This window comes from Nitrosomonas sp. ANs5 (assembly GCF_050584665.1).
Taxonomy (GTDB): Bacteria; Pseudomonadota; Gammaproteobacteria; order Burkholderiales; family Nitrosomonadaceae; genus Nitrosomonas.
Genome location: NZ_JBEUDO010000024.1, coordinates 23,436 through 44,865, shown reverse-complemented (window position 1 = coordinate 44,865; position 21,430 = coordinate 23,436). Strand labels below are relative to the sequence as shown.

The following is a 21,430-nucleotide window of genomic DNA, read 5'->3' as shown; positions in this document are numbered from 1 at the left end:
AGAAGATGAGGGCGACAGCGATGCCGCCGCAACCGAGTCCGCTAGCGACGACGAGTCTGATGATGAGGACGACGACGAGTAAGTATCAGTAATCGTAAAGATAAATAGGCGTATTCTGATTGATTGAGAGGGCCCGCGTTAATTTTTTGTTACATTTTCGCGGGCTTCCTTTTTCTATGGTATTTGCCTGCTCGGGTGTGTTGTTAACCGATGGACCAACCCTGAAATAGTGGACTGCTGTTTTCAGCTGCGGGCATGCATTGTGATGCAAATTTTTTGTGGGTAGTGAGGGAAATAAGTGACTGTCGTTCGTTTGCCGGATGGAACAGAAAGGGTGTTTGATCACCCGGTTACAGTATTGGAAGTGGCGGAATCAATTGGAACTGGGCTCGCGCGTGCCGCCTTGGCCGGGAAATTGAATGGTAAATGGGTCGATTTGTCGACGACTATTGAGACCGATAGCGATTTTGCCATAATTACCGATAAAGATCCCGAGGGGCTGGAAATTATTCGACATTCCTGTGCGCATTTATTGGCGCATGCTGTAAAAGAATTGTTTCCGGAAGCGCAAGTGACCATCGGTCCAACTATAGAGAACGGATTCTATTATGATTTCTCTTACAAGCGGCCATTTACTCCAGAAGATCTGGCCGCAATCGAGAAAAGAATGGGTGAAATCAGTCAAAGAAACCTGAAAATACAACGCCAGGTTTGGGAACGTTCTGAAGCGATTAATTTTTTTAAAGATCAAGGCGAGCATTATAAAGCCCAAATTATTGAATCTATTCCTGGCAGCGAGTCGCTTTCACTGTATTCGCAAGGTAATTTCACGGATCTGTGTCGCGGGCCCCACGTACCCTCTACAGCCAAGCTAAAAGTTTTCAAGCTGATGAAGGTGGCTGGCGCTTATTGGCGAGGTAATGCTGCCAATGAGATGCTGCAGCGAATATATGGTACAGCTTGGGTACGTAAAGAAGAGCAAAGCACCTATCTGCATAGGCTGGAAGAGGCTGAGAAGCGGGATCATCGTAAACTGGGCAAGCAACTCGATTTGTTTCATATGCAGGAACAAGCGCCAGGAATGGTTTACTGGCATCCGAAGGGCTGGGTGATATGGCAGCAAATCGAGCAGTATATGCGCCAGATTCTTGCTAAAAATGAATATTTGGAAATCCGTACGCCACTGGTACTGGATAGATCCTTGTGGGAGTGCTCCGGGCACTGGGAAAATTTTCGTGAAAATATGTTTGTGACGGAATCAGAGAACCGGCACTATGCTATTAAGCCAATGAATTGTCCCGGTCATGTGCAGGTGTTCAATCAAGGTCTCAGGAGTTATCGGGACTTGCCTTTACGGTTGGCGGAATTTGGTTCCTGTCATCGAAATGAGCCATCAGGTGCCTTGCATGGCATTATGCGCGTGCGGGCCTTCACGCAGGATGACGCCCATATTTTCTGCGCCGAAAATCAGATACAAGATGAAGTCGTGCAATTCATCGATTTGCTAAACCAGGTCTATAAGGACTTCGGGTATAACGAGATTTTAGTCAAGCTTTCTACACGCCCCCCTAAAAGGGTTGGGTCTGAGGAACAGTGGGATAAAGCCGAGGCTGCATTACAGGCTGCATTGGATCAGAAAGAGCTGGCGTGGGCTTTGCAGCCGGGTGAGGGCGCATTTTATGGACCCAAAATCGAGTTTTCATTAAAAGATAGTCTCGGGCGCGTATGGCAGTGCGGGACGCTTCAGCTGGATTTCTCCATGCCGGGCAGACTGGGGGCAACTTATGTCGCGGAGGATAATACGAGAAAAGTGCCCGTTATGTTGCATCGCGCCATACTGGGTTCAATGGAGCGTTTTATTGGTATTCTTATCGAGCATCATGCGGGTGCGCTGCCGTTATGGCTTTCTCCAGTGCAAGTCATGGTGCTGAATATTTCCAAAAATCAGAATGATTATGCCCAGGCGATTGCCGATGAATTAAAAAGACACGATATTCGCACCAGTCTGGACTTGAGAAATGAGAAAATAAGCTATAAAATCAGAGAGCATAGTCTGCAGAAGTTGCCTTATCAGATCATTGTTGGCGACAAGGAGATGAGCTCGCAAACCGTTGCGGTTCGCGATCGGTCAGGTGCCGACTTGGGTTCAATGACTTTGTGTGGCTTTATAGATCGGTTGCAGAAAGAGATATCTATAAAAGTTTGATAGTGAGGTTCTAGATTCTGGAGGAATTACCATCGCTCAGGGAAAAGCTGTAAGAATTAATGATGAAATCTCGGCGCCACAGGTTCGATTGATAGGTCTTGATGGTGAACAGTTGGGCATTTTGTCTATTGCCGAAGCTAAGGATTTAGCTGAGCAGGCAGGCGTGGATTTAGTTGAAATTGCGCCAGGTGCTCAGCCGCCAGTCTGTAGAATAATGGACTACGGTAAATTTCTTTATCAAGAGAGCAAGAAGAAGCATGATGCAAAGCTGAGACAGAAGCAGATACAGGTTAAAGAAATCAAGTTCCGGCCTAATACGGACGAGGGCGATTACAATATCAAGATGCGTAATTTAGTCCATTTCTTGGAAGAAGGAGATAAAGTTAAAATCACGCTTCGTTTCCGAGGTCGAGAAATGGCCCATCAGGAGTTCGGTGTCAGGCTGCTGGAAAGGGTGCGGGAAGATCTTGATGAGCATGCAATCGTGGAGCAATTTCCTCGACTGGAAGGGCGGCAGATGGTTATGGTGCTAGCACCTAAAAAGAAAGAAGTGAAAACCGGTAAATCCAAAGAAACCGAAACCGAATTAAAAACTGGCGCCAAGAACGAGTTAACATCCTAGTAAATAGGCTGTTCTTGGTGATAAATGAAGTTAGCTGTATTAATTACAAGTGATCTCTGGGTATTCAAAGTTTTCTGGATAGAAACACCCCGAATCATATCAAAGAGGAAAGATCGATGCCTAAAATGAAAACCAAAAAGGGTGCTGCCAAACGTTTCAAGGTCAGAGCAGGTGGTAGCATCAAGCGCTCACAAGCATTCAAGCGCCATATTCTCACTAAAAAAACAACCAAGAATAAGCGTCAGCTTAGGGGGATCACCGCCATACATGCAAATGATATGGCTGCTGTGCGTACCATGCTGCCCTACGCTTAAGGAGGGGTACAATGCCAAGAGTCAAGCGGGGCGTCACAGCACACGCCCGTCACAAGAAAATCCTCAAACTTGCTAAAGGTTATCGCGGAAGGCGCAAGAACGTATATCGTGTTGCCAAACAGGCGGTGATGAAGGCCGGGCAATATGCTTATCGCGATCGCCGCCAAAGAAAAAGACAATTTCGCGCGTTGTGGATTGCCAGAATTAATGCGGCGGCAAGAGAACATGGTCTGCCTTATAGCGTATTCATGAATGGACTTAAGAAAGCGGGTATCGAGCTCGATAGAAAAGTCTTGGCGGATTTGGCCGTGTTTGATAAAGCCGCTTTTGGGAAGATGACAGATCAGGCGCGAGCCAGTCTGGCGTCTTAAAGTAATCGGAATTGATGTAGTTACTGATAGGGAAATTGGCCAAAGCCGTAAGGTCATTGTTAGTATAAGTTTTTACTTTCTTTGATTTAATGTGGCTGAGTATTGTTGTTCTCTAGCTACCCAGATCAAATTATTAAGGGAGGCCGGCTTGATCATAGCTTGACCTCCCTTTTTTATGAACAAGTCATTTTATTTTTATGAATAATCTAGAAAACTTGGTCAGTGCTGCAATAAGTTTATTTGATGAAATGAACAATATTGCAGATCTCGAACAAGCCAAAGCTCGATATCTGGGTAGGGATGGGGAGATTACTGCGCTGTTGAAGGGCCTTAAAGAGCTGACACCTGCAGAACGGCCCGTCATGGGTGAGCGGATCAACCAGGCAAAAAGAATGTTGGAAGAAGCGCTTGCGCGCAGACGCGGCTATCTTCAGGAAAAAGTGATGGCGGCACGTTTGGCTGAGGAGAGTTTGGACGTCACGTTACCGGGACGCGGAATGGGGATGGGTGGGCTTCATCCTGTTACCAGGACAATGATGCGGATCGAGTCGCTGTTTCATTCTATTGGCTTTGCAACAGCAACCGGTCCAGAAATTGAAACAGATTTTTATAATTTCACCGCCTTGAATATTGCCGAGAATCATCCTGCTCGTGCAATGCACGATACGTTTTATGTGGATGAGGGCAAGTTGCTGCGCACGCATACGTCCCCGGTCCAAATCCACTACATGCAAAATCATAAACCCCCGATCAAAATTATTGCACCGGGACGTGTCTATCGCTGCGATTCGGATGTCACGCATACACCGATGTTTCATCAGGTTGAAGGACTCTGGATAGATGAAGATGTTAATTTTGCGGCATTGAAAGGTGTGCTGGCAGAGTTCATGCAAAACTTTTTTGAACGGAGCGATTTGCAGGTACGCTTTCGTCCTTCTTTTTTTCCGTTTACCGAACCCTCTGCAGAAATGGATATCGCTTGCGTGATGTGTAACGGCAAAGGTTGCAGAGTTTGCAGTGATACCGGTTGGTTGGAAGTGCTCGGCTGTGGCATGGTTCATCCTAATGTGATGAACCATGTTGGACTGAATAGTGAAGAAAATGTTGGTTTTGCCTTTGGCCTGGGTGTGGAGCGTCTAACTATGTTGCGCTATGGCGTAAATGATTTGCGTTTGTTTTTTGAGAATGATTTACGTTTTCTGAAGCAATTCAATTGATTCCAACTAACTGATCTGTAGTTATGAAATTTTCCGAGAGATGGCTGCGCGCATTCGTCAATCCCGCTTGTTCCAGTGAGGAATTGGCCCATATATTGACCATGGCTGGGTTGGAGGTGGAGAGCGTCACACCAGTAGCCCCCTTTTTTGATAAGGTTGTAGTGGCAGAGATTGTTTCCATACAAAAACACGCCAATGCCGATCGTTTGAAGGTATGTATGGTCGATGTGGGTGAGGCCAGTGAGACCTGTTTGCAAATAGTCTGTGGCGCGCAAAATGTTGTGGTGGGAATGAAAACCGCTTGCGCGCTGGTAGGCGCCCAGCTACCGGGATTGAATATCCGAAAAAGCAAGGTACGCGGAATCGAATCGTTCGGGATGTTGTGTTCTGCCAAGGAGCTTGGGTTGGCGGACGAGGCTGAAGGGTTGCTGGATCTTCCGCGCGAGGCGCAGGTCGGACTTGATTTCCGGGAATATTATGCGCTCGATGATCGGATATTATCACTCAAACTGACTCCTAATCGGGCAGACTGTCTTGGCATGTATGGGGTTGCGCGTGAGATCGCAGCGATAACGGATACCGATTTTGTGTTACCGGATATCGTGCCCGTCAAGGATGAGATTGTGGATCAGGTTGCAATACATGTGGATCAGCCAGCAGCGTGCCCGCTCTATTGTGGTCGAGTTGTACGCGGTGTGGCGCTTGATGTTTCAACGCCGATATGGATGACCCGGCACCTTGAACGGAGCGGCCTGCGTCCCATTAATCCGGTAGTGGATATTATCAATTATGTCATGTTGGAAATGGGTCAACCCATGCATGCTTTCGATTTGGGTTGCATCGGAAGTGAAGCTGGGCGGTCGATATGCGTGCGATTCGCACAGGCCCAGGAATCTCTCCAGCTGTTAAATGGCGAGGACTTGTTGCTCCGTGAGAATATGCTGATCATTGCTGATGCGACCAAGCCCTTAGCCTTGGCGGGAATTATGGGGGGTCGCGAGAGCGGGGTGGAGCAGGCGAAAACAATCGATATTTTTCTTGAGAGCGCGTATTTCTCGCCTTCCGTCATAAATGGCAAGTCATTTGAGCTTGGATTTACATCTGATTCAGCGCATCGCTTTGAGCGCGGGGTCGATTTTTCAATGACACGTAACGCTTTGGAGCGTGCTACTGCCTTGATTATCGATATCTGTGGTGGCAAAGCCGGGCCAGTCACGGAATTGAAGCATGACTTGCCGCAACGCGACGTCGTCCAGGTTCGTCCGCGTCGTATAGCGAAAATCCTGGGGGTGGATTTAGGAATCGATCTGGTAGAAAGCTACTTGCGGCGCTTGCAATTCGATTTCTTGGTTAAAGAGGATGTATTTTATGTGACGCCCCCCTCGTACCGCTTCGATCTGGCGATCGAGGAGGATTTTATCGAAGAGCTGGCGCGCATCCATGGCTATGATCAAATTCCTGCTTGTATGCCCAAGGCAAGGATGTATATGTTGCCGGAACCTGAAACAGGCAGCACTTCAGTATCACAAATACGGCAAATCATGACTGTGCGTGATTACCAGGAAGTGATCAATTATGCCTTTGTCGATAAGAACTGGGAATCTGATTTCTCAGGCAATGCATCGCCGGTAGCGCTGAAGAATCCGATTGCCAGCCATATGAGTGTGATGCGTAGCAGTTTGCTAGGGGGGCTAATCAGCAACTTGCAGTTCAATCTCAATCGCAAGCAGAGCAGAGTCAGAATATTTGAAATAGGCCGCTGTTTTTTGAATGAGGGAAGTATAAGAAAAGAAGTTGAGTATGTGGCAGGGCTTTGTTCTGGCAGCGCTTTGCCTGAACAATGGGACGCCCCGGCGCGTGATGCAGACTTTTTTGATGTCAAGATGGATGTCGAGACATTGTTGCGGAGCAAGCATGTTCGTTTCGAGCCGGCGGTTCATCCGGCTTTGCATCCTGGAAAATCGGCCCAAATCTTGGTCAATCAAAGACCGTCTGGTTGGTTGGGAGAGCTGCATCCCAGATGGCTCAGCAAATATCATTTGCCGCGGAATGCTGTATGGTTTGAGCTGCAGATCGATACACTGGCAGCAGAAACGCTGCCCGTGATGAGAGCGTTGTCGAAGTATCCTCCCGTAAGAAGAGATATTGCGATTGTGGTAGATAATGATGTCAGCGTGCATGGGCTGCTGGAAGCGATGTATGCGGCGAAATCCGCAATCATTTCCGAAATAGCTTTGTTCGATTTATATAGTGGGGAGAAGCTAGAGCCCAGTAAAAAAAGTCTCGCATTTCGTATCCTTCTGCAGGATATTGAAAAAACACTTACAGATCAGGAGATTGATCTGGCTGTTACGGGCTTGATCGATGTGTTGGGTCAGAAATTCGGTGTGACATTGCGTCGCTAATGGCATCCTGGTCAAAGGGATTGTTCATTGGTGCAATTGCAGTTATTGCATGCTGTCGCTGCCAATCGGATTTTTGCGGGACAGAATATTTGAAGAAGAGCATTTATTCTCTATCTAAGGGGTGAATATGGCGTTAACTAAAGCAGAGTTGACTGATTTATTGTTTGAAAATGTTGGGTTGAACAAACGGGAAGCGAAGGAAATAGTCGAATCATTTTATGAAGAAATGCGTCTTGCATTGCAAAATGGCGACGGTGTGAAGTTGTCAGGATTTGGCAATTTTCAGTTGAGAACCAAACCGCAGCGCCCGGGGCGCAACCCGAAAACAGGGGAAGAGATTCCGATCTCGGCGCGGCGCGTAGTGACTTTTCACGCCAGTCAGAAACTGAAGTCTATGGTAGAAATGAATTACCATGGAAAATCTGAAGCCAAGTGATGTGCTTCCGCCGATACCGGCGAAACGCTATTTCACCATCGGGGAAGTGAGTGAGCTGTGTAATGTGAAGCCGCATGTTCTGCGTTATTGGGAGCAAGAGTTTGCGCAGTTGAAACCGATAAAGCGTCGGGGTAATCGTCGCTATTATCAACATCAGGAGGTCATTCTTATCCGGCGGATACGTGAGTTATTATACGACTACGGTTTTACCATAAGTGGCGCACGCAATCATCTGATACATGGCTTGCAGGGACAAGTGGATGGCTTATCCGTGCAAGGCGGTGCGCCGATGGAATTTTCCAGACCTTGTTCTGGGGGCGTGGATGTGACAGCGCTCAGAGAAGAATTAAAGCGCATCATTGCTTTGCTTGAGGCCAAATAACCGCTGCTAAAGCGTTCGGACAAATCTTTAAAGGCCAAGCTGCAGAACAATTTTAGCGTGGTTGCATCGACAACAGATTTCTTAGTCTGGTCTTGTTTGCTATAATGAACAGTAACGGGGCGTAGCGCAGCCTGGTAGCGTACTTGCATGGGGTGCAAGTGGTCGGAGGTTCAAATCCTCTCGCCCCGACCAATCAGATCAATTGGCAGTCATTTGATCAAATAGAGAATGCCAATTTCTATTGAATTGGCATTTTATAGTTTCTTCCTTCCATTTGAATGAGCACAGAGTGCTTACTGAAAAGTAAGCACTGTCAGTCTGGTTGACTACTTTATGAACTTTTCCAGAGGGCTAGTTAAATGCGCATATTGCTCAGTAATGATGATGGGTATTTTGCGCCAGGTATCGCTAATCTTGCTGACGTGCTTGCCGATATCGCAGAAATAACTGTGGTTGCGCCGGAGCGTGACCGCAGTGGCGCAAGTAATTCGCTGACGCTCGATCGCCCGCTTGGTCTACGTAAATCACATAATGGCTTTTACTACGTTAATGGCACACCGACGGACTGTGTACATCTGGCCGTGACAGGGATGCTGGATGTATTGCCGGATATGGTGATCTCGGGGATTAATGACGGTGCTAATATGGGCGACGATACGATATATTCAGGTACCGTTGCTGCTGCAACCGAAGGATTTCTGTTGGGCTTGCCTTCCATAGCGGTTTCATTAGTCAGTGTTTCGCGGGGAAATTTTTCCACGGCATCAAGGGTTGTGCTGAATCTTGTGAAAAGATTTGTAGAGAACAGGTTCCATGTGCCGATTCTGCTCAATGTCAATGTCCCCGATATACCCTACGAGCAGTTGCAAGGGATAGAAGTGACGCGACTGGGGCGACGCCATAAGGCGGAAGGTGTTATCAAATCCCAGACCCCGAGAGGGGATGCGGTGTATTGGGTCGGTGCTGCAGGGGCGGCGCAAGATGCCGGTGAGGGAACGGATTTTTTTGCGCTACAAAATAACCGGGTATCGATTACGCCTTTACAGATAGATTTAACACGCTATGATCAGGTCGGGTATGTTAAAAATTGGCTGGCATTATGAGCGCCGATTTTGAATGACGGATTGATTATTCGACAGCATGATGGTTGCCGCATGGCTGATCTGTTGGATGGCGTGACCTGCTTTGTTATTATAGAGCCGCCGTATGTGCTCCCCGACTTATAATGGATGCTAGGATTTTTCAGGCTTGGGCTAATATAAAATAATAACAGAGGGGAGTGGGTGCGTGAGTGTGCGTCAATCTGGCATTGGTATGACCTCTCAGCGAACGCGTATTCGTATGGTCGAGCGTTTGCGAGAACAGGGTATTAAAGATGAAGTGATACTGACCGTAATGAATCTTATCCCACGTCATCTTTTTGTTGAAGAGGCGTTGGCTTCCAGAGCTTACGAAGATGTGGCTTTGCCTATCAATTACGGTCAGACAATATCCAGTCCGTGGACAGTCGCGCGCATGTCGGAATTGCTGCGAGGAAGTGGTGGCGAACCATTAAAAAAAGTGCTGGAAATTGGAACGGGCTGTGGATATCAGACCGCAGTTCTGACCAAGATCGCATCTGAGGTCTACTCTATTGAACGGATTGGCCCTTTATTGACGCGTACAAGAATACGATTGCGGGAATTGGGTGTATGCAATGCTGTTATGAAACATGCTGATGGTATGTTAGGGTTGCCAGAGGCGGCTCCTTTTGATGGAATTATGCTAACGGCGGTTATCCCAGCAATTCCCGAGGTTTTGTTAAAGCAATTGGCGGTAGGTGGTCGCATGATTTTTCCGAAGGGTAGTAGGAAACAAAATTTATGTGTAATCGATCATACTCACGAAGGATACATAGAAACGATACTGGATGAAGTTAGATTTGTTCCAATCCTTCCAGGAGTAGTCAATAGGTAACGGACATGAAACGCGCTCATGCTATTGCTGGCTAGTTTTATGAAGCATCTTGATATTTATTCCTGAAAAGCATTCATGATAATTGGATTTAAATTCTTTCGTCGCAGAATTGAAACCGGCTTCAGGCTGCAGCATGGTTTGGCGTTGATTGCGGGCTTGTTGCTGAATGCCTGTGTTTCGAAACCACATCCTGTTCCCGTTGTTGAGCACGAATTCGGTCGCTATCAGGCGATGCCCGGTAGGCTGCTCACCGATCAATCCGGCAGGCGCATCTATATCGTGCAAAGAGGGGATACACTATACGGTATTGCGCTCAAATATGGGCTTGATGTCAATCAGTTGGCTGAAAGGAACAGAATATTTGATCCTACAGTACTCAGAGTTGGTCAAGAAATAGAGCTATATGCTTCTGGTCAAGAGGGACAAGTGAGTGATCAGGAACAATCCAGTGATCGGCCAGTACTTTTTGCAATATCCCAGCCAGGCTATGTGCAGCAACCCGAGGGGGGCAGTTATCAGCTGGAGACGATGGTATCTACTAATGAGCAATCCTCGACTTTGCTTAAAACCGAACCTAAAGGCGCCATGCTGGCTTATTCTGAAGCCGCTGCGAGTCAGTTAGGCAAGCAGGCTAAAGTTAAGCCGGCAGATAAAGAGGCTGAGGCGCCGGCTGCAGCAGCCAGCCAGACGGCAACCGAGAAAAAGTCAGGGAGCAAGAATAGTGGTGGTATCAATTGGGCTTGGCCTGCCGGTGGAAAAATTGTAAACAAATTCTCCGAGAAAACGAGGGGGGTGGGAATTGCCGGGAGCCTCAGCCAACCAGTCCTGGCTTCTGCTGCAGGCACAGTTGTGTATAGTGGCAGTGGTCTGCGGGGTTATGGAAATTTGGTGATCATCAAGCATAACGAAACATATTTGAGTGCTTATGGGCATAACAGCAAAGTCCTGGTCCATGAGGGTGAAAAGGTCTCCAGGGGGCAGAAAATAGCAGAAATGGGAAACACTGACAGTGGTGCTGTCAAACTCCACTTCGAAATCCGAGAACGAGGTAAGCCAGTAGATCCGCTTGGTTTTCTGCCAAATCGCTGATAGCAGATCCGTTGACGCCGGTAGGCCAGTGTATAATATCGAATCGCATTAGCTTGCGGCCACCAGATTCCGTAAAAGCTTAACGTCCACGCCTGTCTCGGATAGGTGCTCTGGTTTTGCGTGCCGTAAGTCGGTAGTGGTGTCCAGATTTGCCAGTGTCATAATTGCACCGTTGAAATCCTGTGAGCGCGTGTATTCGCTGACTGTGATGATGGTTTTTAGGCCTGCGGCCAGGGCAGCGCATAATCCGTTCTCGGAGTCTTCAATTGCAAGGCATGCTTCGGCTGGTAAATCGAGTTGATTCAGTACCCAGTGATAAATATCCGGCGCGGGTTTTTTTTGGGGAACGATATCGCCAGCACCAATAACGTCAAACCACCCGACTGCATCTTCTCCTAGCGTGCATTTAAGTAAGGTAGTGACATTTTCAAGCGTCGTGGTGGTGGCAATGGCGATCTTGATGTTTTCCGAGCGTAACTGTTGGATCAAACGTTCGACGCCCGGCCGCAGTGGGATTTTCCCGGCTTCTAATAAAGCAACAAAATATTTGGTTTTGACTTGATGGATGGCGGCAATCCATTCGTCAAGATCATGCCTGGCGAGTAAATGCGGGGCATGCGTGCCAAGATAGTGCCGGATTCTTTCTTTGCCGCCGGTAATTTGTAGTAGTTCCCCGTAGAGCGCTACAGTCCACTCCCAATCCAGTTGAAATTCCTTGAAAGCCTGGTTGAATGCGAGGCGATGCCCGTCTCGTTCCGTGTCGGCAAGCGTGCCGTCCACATCAAATAAAATAGCCGATAAAGTCACAGTGATATGGTGGTTAAGTTTTATTAAGGTAGTGATAGCTTGCTCGTTGCAAGCGGTCAGTTATGGCGAGCCAGTCAAGCTTGTTCGGCGGCGCCTCGATTAGAAGCTGGTCGTAACCCAGGCGATCAAGTTTTCGCATTGTGGCGTAAAGCATTTTGCCGTATGTGACAGGATTATCCGGCATCAGAATAAAGTCAGATTGTTCCTGATGCGCGCCGGGGGGGGGAGTGTGCGTAACGATTGCTGTACGCAAACCTTGCTGCTGAAACCATCTTACACGCGCCCAAAGAGCGCTGCTGGTTGCGCAGATTTCAAGTGGCGTATCGGGGGCGTAGTGTGCAGGCAAGCTTCCGGGTGCGCGCACGGGATGTCTAAGAGGGTTATTAAGTATTTTTTGTTTGAGCAGATTTTCGATCGCGTCTACGGAAATACCGCCCGGCCGTAATAGCGTAACCGTCTCGCCAATACAGCTCACAATGGTGCTTTCTAACCCAACTTCACACGAACCTCCATCCAAAATCATACCGATCTCGTTATGGAATTCTTCTCGCACATGAATGGCCAAGGTCGGGCTCAGATGACCGAAACGATTGGCCGAAGGCGCAGCGATTGCCCTGCGGGTGCCGAGTGCCCGCAGGAGGGCCTGTGCAACGGGGTGTCGTGGGATGCGCAAGCCGACAGTGTCCTGGCCGCCAGTGACATTTGCGGGAATACGATCGCTCTTGGGCAATATCAGTGTCAATGGCCCTGGCCAAAAATATTCAGCCAGCGACCAAGCCGCAGAGGGTATTTCGGATGCCCAATATTCAAGGTCAGCCAAGTCTGAAAAATGCGCGATCAATGGGTGATTTCTAGGTCGTCCCTTGATTTTAAAGATTTTCTCAATAGCCTGCGGATGGGAAATATCCGCGCCTAATCCATAAACCGTTTCAGTGGGAAATGCAACGATTTGACCGCTGCGCAAATGGTTGGCGGCAAGCTCAATTTGCCTCAAGGCCGTGCGCGCAAAGTCATCATCACTAGGCGGGTCGTATTCAGAGGATCGCAGTTCGTCAAGAAACATTGCAAGCGAGATCTATAATTAATCTATAGAAACGAAATATCTTCATCTATTGCCGATCCGGCATTCTAAACTACTCGACGCTGTCAGGCGATGCAAAATTGCATTGCGTCGAAAGCAAAGTCGCTATAACCATGCAGCAAACAAGGACATTAATGAGATTGCTATCCAAGAAAGACCCCTATCGGCTGCTTTTGGTTCGGAACGGGTCATTTTGGGGTAAATGAAAACTCTATGAATTTATTTTATTTTTGTAATTCCCTGGTCAAGGTAAGGAAAAAAGGGCTTGACTAAAAGTCATAAGGTGACTAGCCTCTCGATTGTGTCTAGTGGAGGTGGGTTTATCTTTACTGGAACAAAATAAGAAGTGTATCAGACAATAACCATGGAACTTGCAGGGTTATTGGGATGGTAGGTAATGAAAGCTGAGATTTTCATTACTGTTTCTAACAAAAATGTAGTGAACAGGAGGAATAGAGATGGCAACTACGATGGGAACGAGCAGCGCATCGTCGACCTCGGAAAGAGGCTATGACATGTCGTTGTGGTACGATTCCAAATGGTACAAATTTGGGATGACGACCATGCTATTGGTAGCGATTTTCTGGGTTTGGTACCAACGGACCTTTGCTTACTCGCACGGCATGGACTCCATGGAGCCTGAATTTGACCGTATTTGGATGGGGTTATGGCGCGTTCACATGACGATCATGCCTTTGTTTGCACTGGTAACCTGGGGCTGGATCTGGAAAACGCGTGATACCAAAGAGCAACTGGACAACCTTGATCCCAAGCTCGAAATCAAACGCTACTTCTACTGGTTGATGTGGATTGGCGTCTACATCTTTGGTGTTTACTGGGGCGGCAGCTTCTTCACCGAGCAAGATGCATCCTGGCACCAAGTGATTATTCGTGACACCAGCTTCACGCCTAGCCACGTTGTGGTGTTCTACGGATCATTCCCGATGTACATCGTTTGCGGTATTGCAGCTTACCTGTATGCAATGACCCGCTTGCCGCTGTATAGCCGTGGCATTTCCTTCCCGCTGGTGATGGCCATTGCAGGACCGTTGATGATTCTGCCTAACGTTGGCCTGAACGAATGGGGACATGCTTTCTGGTTCATGGAAGAACTGTTTAGCGCACCCTTGCACTGGGGCTTTGTGATTCTGGGTTGGGCTGGCCTGTTCCAAGGTGGCATTGCTGCTCAGATCGTTACCCGTTATTCCAACCTTACTGACGTAATCTGGAATAACCAAAGCAAAGAAATCCTCAACAACCGGATCGTAGCCTAATCTGGTCGTGATTCGCCTGGGGCGGTAGCATCTACGGTCTGGGCGACGAGAAGAGGAAACAGACCAGTTGATTTCTAGGGATTTGAGATCAGCTGGTCGCCAATGCGGTACCTTACTCAAAAAGATAGAGGAATCGTCATGTTACATTTACTATCACAAGCTACGAAAGGGAGGGCAATGTGAGTATGTTTAGAACCGAAGAGATCCTGAAAGCGGCCAAAATGCCGCCGGAAGCGATCCACATGTCACGCATGATTGATGCGGTATATTTTCCGATTCTGGTAATACTGCTGGTGGGTACTTACCACATGCATTTCATGCTGTTGGCAGGTGACTGGGATTTCTGGCTTGACTGGAAAGACCGTCAATGGTGGCCAGTAGTGACCCCCATCGTTGGGATTACCTACTGTGCAGCAATCATGTACTACCTGTGGGTAAACTACCGTCAACCGTTTGGTGCGACACTGTGCGTTATCAGCCTGTTGATCGGTGAGTGGCTGACCCGTTACTGGGGCTTCTACTGGTGGTCACACTATCCCATCAACTTCGTTACCCCTGGCATCATGCTGCCAGGCGCGTTGATGCTGGACTTCACGCTGTACCTGACCCGCAACTGGTTAATCACAGCACTGGTTGGCGGCGGCTTCTTTGGCTTGCTGTTCTATCCTGGCAACTGGGCGATTTTTGGACCGACCCATCTGCCGATCGTGGTAGAAGGCACCTTGTTGTCGATGGCTGACTACATGGGTCACCTGTACGTCCGTACCGGTACGCCGGAATACACTCGTCTGATCGAACAAGGCTCGCTGCGTACCTTCGGTGGACACACCACGGTTATCGCCGCATTCTTTGCAGCATTCGTATCCATGCTGATGTTCACGGTTTGGTGGTATCTAGGAAAAGTCTTTTGCACGGCATTTTTCTATGTCAAAGGTAAAAGAGGACGTATCGTTCACAGGGAAGACGTTACGGCATTCGGAGAAGAAGGCTTTCCAGAGGGGATCAAGTAAATGGATATCAAGAACCTTTACAAGCGCAGTGTAATGGGCCTTTATGGCGTCGCCTACACGGCGGCAGCTCTGGCCATGACAGTAACATTAGATGTGTCCACAGTCGCGGCACATGGTGAGCGCTCCCAGGAACCTTTCCTTCGGATGCGTACCGTCCAATGGTACGACCTGAAATGGGGCCCGGAAGTCACCAAAGTCAACGAACATGCCAGCATCACCGGTAAGTTCCACTTGGCTGAAGACTGGCCGCGTGCAGCTGCCAAGCCGGATCGCGCCTTCTTCAACGTAGGTAGCCCCAGCCCGGTATTCGTGCGTCTCAGCACCAAAATCAATGATCACCCCTGGTTTATTTCAGGTCCCCTGCAAATCGGTCGTGACTATAAATTTGAAGCCAACCTGAGAGCCCGCATTCCTGGCCGCCATCACATGCACGCCATGTTGAACGTGAAAGACGCCGGCCCGATCGCTGGACCAGGCGCCTGGATGAACATCACGGGAAGCTGGGATGATTTCACCAACCCGCTCAAACTGCTGACCGGTGAAACCATCGACTCGGAAACCTTCAACTTGTCGAACGCCCTGTTCTGGCACATTCTGTGGTTCTCGATAGGCGTCTTCTGGATTGGCATCTTTGTTGCCCGTCCGATGTTCCTGCCACGCAGCCGGGTATTGCTGGCATACGGTGATGATCTGTTGATTGATCCGATGGACAAGAAAATCACCTGGGTCATGGCAATCCTTACCCTTACTTTGGTATGGGGTGGCTACCGTTACACGGAAAACAAACATCCCTACACCGTGCCCATCCAGGCTGGTGAATCCAAAGTTGCACCATTGCCCGTAGCACCGAATCCAGTCGCGATTCGCGTGACCTACGCCAACTATGACGTACCGGGTCGTGCACTGCGAGTCACCATGGAAGTCACCAACAACGGCGACGCACCAGTGAACTTCGGTGAATTCACTACTGCAGGCATCCGTTTCGTCAACTCTGTTGGCCGCAAACATCTGGATCCAAACTACCCGCGTGAATTGGTAGCTGTTGGCCTGACGTTTGATGACGAGTCTGCCATCCAACCTGGTGAAACCAAAGAAGTCAAAATGGAAGCCAAAGATGCATTATGGGAAATCCAACGCTTGATGGCGTTGCTGGGTGACCCGGAAAGCCGCTTTGGTGGCCTGCTGATGTCTTGGGATGAAGAAGGAAATCGCCACATCAACAGTATTGCTGGTGCGGTTATTCCGGTATTTACTAAACTCTAAGCTGTACTAGAGTCGTAAACCAAGCAGATACCGGTACACCGCTGTCGGAAGGCAGAGGTGTACCGGTTTTTTTATGGAAAATCGGAACAAAGACCCTTTTGGCATGTCGAATTTATATTCAATTTGACCTTGGGGAAAGAAGGGAATGATGAGCATGAAAAGTAAAGTCTTGACGGCAAGGCAAGACAGTGATTCCTTGTTGAGAGAGAAACAGGAGGGTTAGTCGTGGTAAGACAATCGATAAAATCAGCCATTGCGGCCTGCGTTCTTGTTTTAGGAACCTATGCAGGTACAGCCTTCGCACATGGCAGAGTCTCGCTGGAAGAAGACCCCTGCGTGCGCCAGGTAGGAGAAAACATGGTGCATTTGAGTGCATACCAGCCGCAATATGATCAGGCAGGTCACTACTGCACAGAGATCCCGATGGCCGGCGACACCTATCTGGTCATCGACCTGGTCGACCAGGCGCTGCGGAACATGCCCGTGAGCATGAAAGTTATGCGGGAAGACGCGGGCGAAAGTGCAACCGTCACCCAGATCAATGCCGATTATTACCCTGATGGTGTTATCAGTGGCATAGGCACACTGGATAAAGGGCTTTATTCCGTTGTGGTGACAGCCGAAGGCATTCCACCCCTGAATTATCACTATCGGCTGCGTGTGGAAATGGTCGACTATGGCAAGGTCGCGCGTGCCTGGACAGGTCCAGTCATCGCATTGCTGCTGTTATCCTGGTTGATCTATAAACTCATACAATCGGGGCGTTTGCGCGCATGGTTTGGCTCTCGTCGCACATAGTTAAAACGCGTAAAAGAATAATATAAATAGTTATATAATAAGAGATTTTTAAACTGGTAAGGAGTAACTGATAATGATAAGGGAGTGGATGAGATCCAGTAGTAAATGGATAGGGGCGTTAGTGTTGGGGATGGCCTGCTCGCTGCAAGTGCATGCCCATGGTGGTCTGTCCCTGGCCGATGACATGTGCAAGCTGACAGTCGGCCCCTACACCATGCATTTTACTGGGTATCAGCCTGAAAGCACGCAGGAACAGGAGTTCTGTGAAGATATCCCGAATGTTGGCCGAACGATTGTGGCGCTGGATTACATCGATGAAGCCTTGCGACCGATGACAACAGAAGTACGGATAATTCGTGACACGGGCTCAGAGGAAAATCTGGATGAAATCACGATATTCCACATTCCGCCCAAGGTTTATCCGAGTGGCTCGGTGACATTTGAGCATAACTTCCCAGCGGAAGGGAGCTTCGTAGGATTGGTGACAGTCCGTGATAATGATACAGAATATGTGTCACGTTTCCCATTCGCGGTCGGTACAGGCGGTAAATCGAATCTACCACTCATCCTGGGTGCACTTGCTGTCGCTGCCGCGGCAGGCTTCTTCTTCATGAAGAAAGGCAAGGCTCAAGGCGAGGAAAAAACGACCTGAGTATTTTTTAGAGCGAATATTGTTCTGTCAAATTTATAGCAGGAATAAAGATATGCAAAATAAATATGCAATGAAAACAAGAAATGTAAATGAAGTGGTCGCAACAACGACTCATTCACGTTTAACCGCATGGACCAGCATGATGTTGCTTGGACTGGTGTTGCTAACATTGCTTTCGTATTCGAATGCTGTTTTTGCGCATGCTTCCCTGGTTAAAGCTGAACCGGCTCGACGCGCAATGCTTTCGACTTCTCCCAAGCAAGTTCGACTCTGGTTCAATGAAGAAATCGAGCCTGCCTTTGCATCGCTGACCGTTCTGGATGCGGAGGCCAATCCAATGACAGCAGAAAAGCCATTAGTTCATCCAGAGGATCCGAAGTCGATATTTGTCGAGCTGCCTGAACTGGCGCCTGGACAATATACAGTCAAGTTTCGTGTGTTGTCGGTAGATGGGCATGTAGTCGATTCAGATTATAAATTCACCGTTAAAAATAAAAAATAGAGCGGAATAAAAGTGATAGAGATATTAGCGACGTTAGCTCGTTGGTCACAGCTTGTTGCCAATCTGGTTTTATTTGGGAGTTGTGTTTTTCTCGCAATCGCAGGCAGACACAGGGCTCTATTTGAGAATCCTTGGGTTGCGCGGCTGGAACGCGCATTTCCCTGGATGGCAGGAATCATTCTGATTGGCCTGGTAGGAATTCTGGCCACCACAACCGGTGAAGCAACAGGTGATGACGCTAACACATGGCGGCCAAGCGCCTGGTTGGAGATCATTCAGCATACCAATATGGGACATATGTGGGCGATTCGAGCCATGTTTGCCGTGCTGCTGCTGGCTGCGGCGGTTGCCCTTCAATACATACGTCAGAGAGCAAAATGGCATTATGTGCTATGTGCCGGCATCGCGGCACTGCCATTGATTGCGGGTGCGCTTGTGAGCCACTCTGCTGCTGAAGAAAACTTTTTGACATATGTATCGATCTACTCAATCCATATTCTGCTGGCTGGGATATGGTTCGGTGCGCTTCCTGCATTCTTGCTGATTGTGTTTGATAGGAGCGAGGCGGATCCCGAGAAGAAACGGCTAACTCTCAATATCGAGGGCTTGAGAAGGTTTTCATCTGTGGCGCTGCCAGTAATGCTGGTGATTATGATTACTGGTTTGATCATAACCGATCGCATGATAGAGGATGATTACCATGCGCTGGTGGCCAGTTCCTATGGATGGCTGCTAAACACAAAACTGGCTTTGTTGGCAGTCATACTTTTTATTGCGTATAAAGCGCGCGCCAGATGGTTGCCGGCATTTGAGCAAATGGCTATCCAGTCCGATGAGTTGAGTCAACCTAAGGCAGATAAACCAGCAGCCTCCTTCTTTGCCAAATGGATGCCATCATTAACGGTTGAGCAGAAAGTAGAGCAATGCAATGTGCTTGAACCGAGTACTGGGGTAGCAAAACTTAGAAAATGGGTGCGAGTCGAATTTATTTTGGCACTCTTTCTGGTATTGTTTGCCACGATACTGTCCAATACCGTGCCTGCCAAACATGCAATGGTTGAGCATTGGCCGTATTCGTTCAGGTTCTCGATCGCGGCAACGTGGGAGGATCCCGAAGTACAGCTCTATTTCTGGATCGGCATGACGATGCTGGGGGCGGGAATAGCCTCAATCTGGTGGGGATCCAAGCATCAATGGGACGCTAAAAAAAGAATTTTGTTGCCATCAGCCTTGATGGCAACCGCCATAGCTGTTGCATTGCCAAAATTTGCTGTCGATGCTTACCCAGAAACTTATCAGAGTACACCGGTGCCATTTGATGCCATTTCAATTTCGAATGGTGCTAGGCATTTTGCCGAAAACTGTACCAGTTGTCATGGTCCACAAGGGGCAGGTAACGGGATTCTAGCCAAGACTTTCGATCCGCCGCCGGCAGATTTGCTGACCGAACCCCATACCGCCCGGCATACGGCGGGTGATTTCTTTCATTGGCTTAGTTACGGGCTGGCTAACACCGGAATGCCGGGATTCGCGGCTAATTTAACCGAAGAGGATCGGTGGGACACGGTTAATTATATTCATGCTATGTCACGCGGTTATCAGGCGCGGCTCATGAGTCCCAGCATTGTTCCAGGCCGGCCTTCCATGGGGCCACCCATCTTTCAATTTACCACCTACGATGGTTCGACAGGCATACTGAAAGATTACCGAGGGCGCTCGAACGTATTGCTTGTTTTTTTCAGTTGGCCTGATTCACAGTACAGATTGGTAGAGTTGAGCGAGATGCATGACAAGCTGCGGGATCTTGAGACCGAGATTCTTGCCGTGCCAATGGATGAATATAGTAGAGAGATTTTGTCTGCTTTGGCGTCGGAACATTCCTATTCTTTGGTGACTGAGGGATGGCATGAAATTAGAGATAGCTATATTTTGTTCAGAAGGACGTTGACTCATCCAGATATTTTGGGTGAGGGAAATATTCCAGATCATATGGAGTACCTGATAGATCGATATGGCTATTTACGTGCCAGATGGATCCCTGCTGTGGACGAAAGCGGCTGGGATGACACAAATCAGCTCACTAGACAACTCAGCCAACTGAATCAGGAGGGAGAGATATTGCCTCCTCCGGATGATCACGTTCACTAATTCGGGCGATGGCCGGGCGCCGTCAGTAAGTTTTGCATAAGGTGGCGTTAACCGAAAGTAATGTTCGAACATGTTGTTTCATGCTGAATTGCCGGAGAGGCAAAGCGAATGACCAAATTTTTTATAATAAATGATAAGGATTTGTGATGAAGAATTTTCTGTTAGCTGCTATTTTTCTAGGAATGGCTACTGCAATCCCAAATATAGCCTTGGGGCACACTGATGAATACTTGGCAACGGTGGATGCGCCGCATGGCGGCCAATTACGCATGGCTGGGCCCTTCCATCTCGAATTGGTAGCTAAAGACGGCGAGTTGGAATTATATGTGACAGATCACATGGATAATGAAATTCCCACCGCAGGTGGATCTGGCAAGGCAAATGTTTTTGATGAAACGGGGGAAAGATTATCAGTACCGCTTACACCGGTATTTGGCAATTTAATGAAGGGGGCGGGTGAATTCAGAATAACCCCTGAGACCGTCGTTTCGGTATTCGTTGTGCTTGAAGGATATGAGACACAGGGCGCGCGTTTTACACCGCTAGCGTCGAAATCGACTGCTGAAGAGAGTGCGCATGAGCATCATGGCCATGATCATCACCATGGCGATGATCATAATAACCATGGTAGCCATGAAGAGGATGAATAGGATACCAAAAACCTACCTTGACTTAAGCTATCCAGTCTTAATGGTTGTGATAGAACAATAGATTGATAATTAGGCCTATTTTCTCGGCATTATTAAATTTCAACCTGATAAGGACTCTGGCTGTATAGCCAGAGTCCAATAGCTTAATAATGTGTATAAAGCTGTCTGCTCGTTTCCATCATTGTTCCGACTCTCCTATTCTGACTTGTCCTAGTCGGATGCGTATTAGAATCTGATAAAATCACCC

At 48.3% G+C, this 21,430-nt stretch carries 21 protein-coding genes and 1 tRNA gene; 20 read left to right on the top strand and 2 right to left on the bottom strand.

All coding sequences use genetic code 11. The features are described from left to right. Window positions 1-298: 298 nt before the first annotated feature. The 12 genes from thrS (at window position 299) to ABTW62_RS07700 (ending at window position 10,998) form a co-directional block, all read left to right on the top strand. The gene (thrS, locus tag ABTW62_RS07755; protein ID WP_430904014.1) at window positions 299-2,206 is read left to right on the top strand and encodes a threonine--tRNA ligase; all 1,908 of its coding nucleotides are present in this window, start codon (window positions 299-301) and stop codon (window positions 2,204-2,206) included. Between the two features lie 25 nt (window positions 2,207-2,231). Beyond that, window positions 2,232-2,828: a translation initiation factor IF-3 gene (gene infC, locus ABTW62_RS07750; RefSeq protein WP_430904017.1), complete on the top strand. Its 597-nt coding sequence runs from the start codon at window positions 2,232-2,234 to the stop codon at window positions 2,826-2,828. A 116-nt stretch (window positions 2,829-2,944) separates the two neighbouring features. After that, window positions 2,945-3,142, top strand: a complete 198-nt coding sequence (rpmI, locus tag ABTW62_RS07745) for a 50S ribosomal protein L35 (RefSeq protein ID WP_090415590.1) — start codon at window positions 2,945-2,947, stop codon at window positions 3,140-3,142. An 11-nt stretch (window positions 3,143-3,153) separates the two neighbouring features. Beyond that, entirely contained in the window at window positions 3,154-3,513 is a 360-nt protein-coding gene (rplT, locus tag ABTW62_RS07740) for a 50S ribosomal protein L20 (protein WP_430904013.1), read from the top strand. A 197-nt stretch (window positions 3,514-3,710) separates the two neighbouring features. Continuing rightward, a complete protein-coding gene (gene pheS, locus ABTW62_RS07735; protein WP_430904012.1) occupies window positions 3,711-4,730 on the top strand; it encodes a phenylalanine--tRNA ligase subunit alpha in 1,020 nt (339 codons plus the stop codon). 23 nt (window positions 4,731-4,753) lie between these two features. Continuing rightward, a complete protein-coding gene (pheT, locus tag ABTW62_RS07730) occupies window positions 4,754-7,135 on the top strand; it encodes a phenylalanine--tRNA ligase subunit beta (RefSeq protein ID WP_430904011.1) in 2,382 nt (793 codons plus the stop codon). Between the two features lie 127 nt (window positions 7,136-7,262). Continuing rightward, on the top strand, window positions 7,263-7,571 hold the full coding sequence (locus ABTW62_RS07725) for an integration host factor subunit alpha (protein ID WP_090415586.1): 309 nt from the start codon (window positions 7,263-7,265) through the stop codon (window positions 7,569-7,571). Then, window positions 7,549-7,953 carry a MerR family transcriptional regulator gene (locus ABTW62_RS07720; protein ID WP_430904010.1) on the top strand — a complete coding sequence of 135 codons (405 nt, stop codon included), beginning with the start codon at window positions 7,549-7,551 and terminating at the stop codon, window positions 7,951-7,953. Before ABTW62_RS07725 ends, ABTW62_RS07720 begins: the two co-directional genes overlap by 23 nt. A 115-nt stretch (window positions 7,954-8,068) precedes the next feature. After that, a tRNA-Pro gene (locus ABTW62_RS07715) sits at window positions 8,069-8,145 on the top strand. Window positions 8,146-8,312: 167 nt separating this feature from the next. After that, on the top strand, window positions 8,313-9,056 hold the full coding sequence (gene surE / locus ABTW62_RS07710; protein ID WP_430904009.1) for a 5'/3'-nucleotidase SurE: 744 nt from the start codon (window positions 8,313-8,315) through the stop codon (window positions 9,054-9,056). Window positions 9,057-9,240: 184 nt separating this feature from the next. Beyond that, window positions 9,241-9,909, top strand: coding sequence for a protein-L-isoaspartate(D-aspartate) O-methyltransferase (locus ABTW62_RS07705; protein WP_430904008.1), 669 nt, complete (start codon window positions 9,241-9,243; stop codon window positions 9,907-9,909). A 75-nt stretch (window positions 9,910-9,984) separates the two neighbouring features. Continuing rightward, on the top strand, window positions 9,985-10,998 hold the full coding sequence (locus tag ABTW62_RS07700; RefSeq protein WP_430904007.1) for a peptidoglycan DD-metalloendopeptidase family protein: 1,014 nt from the start codon (window positions 9,985-9,987) through the stop codon (window positions 10,996-10,998). Between the two features lie 48 nt (window positions 10,999-11,046). Here ABTW62_RS07700 and ABTW62_RS07695 read toward each other — a convergent pair whose 3' ends face one another. Beyond that, a complete protein-coding gene (locus tag ABTW62_RS07695; protein WP_430904006.1) occupies window positions 11,047-11,805 on the bottom strand; it encodes an HAD-IA family hydrolase in 759 nt (252 codons plus the stop codon). Between the two features lie 13 nt (window positions 11,806-11,818). Continuing rightward, the gene (locus tag ABTW62_RS07690) at window positions 11,819-12,868 is read right to left on the bottom strand and encodes an L-threonylcarbamoyladenylate synthase (protein ID WP_430904005.1); all 1,050 of its coding nucleotides are present in this window, start codon (window positions 12,866-12,868) and stop codon (window positions 11,819-11,821) included. Between the two features lie 476 nt (window positions 12,869-13,344). Here ABTW62_RS07690 and ABTW62_RS07685 point away from each other — a divergent pair, with 476 nt between their 5' ends. The 8 genes from ABTW62_RS07685 (at window position 13,345) to ABTW62_RS07650 (ending at window position 21,183) form a co-directional block, all read left to right on the top strand. Then, window positions 13,345-14,160, top strand: a complete 816-nt coding sequence (locus tag ABTW62_RS07685) for a methane monooxygenase/ammonia monooxygenase subunit C (RefSeq protein WP_090415882.1) — start codon at window positions 13,345-13,347, stop codon at window positions 14,158-14,160. Window positions 14,161-14,345: 185 nt separating this feature from the next. Further along, entirely contained in the window at window positions 14,346-15,170 is an 825-nt protein-coding gene (locus ABTW62_RS07680; protein ID WP_090415883.1) for a methane monooxygenase/ammonia monooxygenase subunit A, read from the top strand. Then, window positions 15,171-16,433 carry a methane monooxygenase/ammonia monooxygenase subunit B gene (locus ABTW62_RS07675; protein WP_430904004.1) on the top strand — a complete coding sequence of 421 codons (1,263 nt, stop codon included), beginning with the start codon at window positions 15,171-15,173 and terminating at the stop codon, window positions 16,431-16,433. Window positions 16,434-16,658: 225 nt separating this feature from the next. Then, a complete protein-coding gene (locus ABTW62_RS07670) occupies window positions 16,659-17,231 on the top strand; it encodes a hypothetical protein (protein ID WP_430904003.1) in 573 nt (190 codons plus the stop codon). Between the two features lie 88 nt (window positions 17,232-17,319). Further along, a complete protein-coding gene (locus tag ABTW62_RS07665; protein ID WP_430904002.1) occupies window positions 17,320-17,883 on the top strand; it encodes an LPXTG cell wall anchor domain-containing protein in 564 nt (187 codons plus the stop codon). Between the two features lie 52 nt (window positions 17,884-17,935). Next, window positions 17,936-18,385: a copper resistance CopC family protein gene (locus ABTW62_RS07660; protein ID WP_430904001.1), complete on the top strand. Its 450-nt coding sequence runs from the start codon at window positions 17,936-17,938 to the stop codon at window positions 18,383-18,385. 165 nt (window positions 18,386-18,550) lie between these two features. After that, complete coding sequence (locus ABTW62_RS07655; protein WP_430904000.1) at window positions 18,551-20,533, top strand: c-type cytochrome; 1,983 nt, start codon at window positions 18,551-18,553, stop codon at window positions 20,531-20,533. Between the two features lie 146 nt (window positions 20,534-20,679). Then, window positions 20,680-21,183 carry a hypothetical protein gene (locus ABTW62_RS07650; RefSeq protein ID WP_430903999.1) on the top strand — a complete coding sequence of 168 codons (504 nt, stop codon included), beginning with the start codon at window positions 20,680-20,682 and terminating at the stop codon, window positions 21,181-21,183. Window positions 21,184-21,430: the final 247 nt, after the last annotated feature.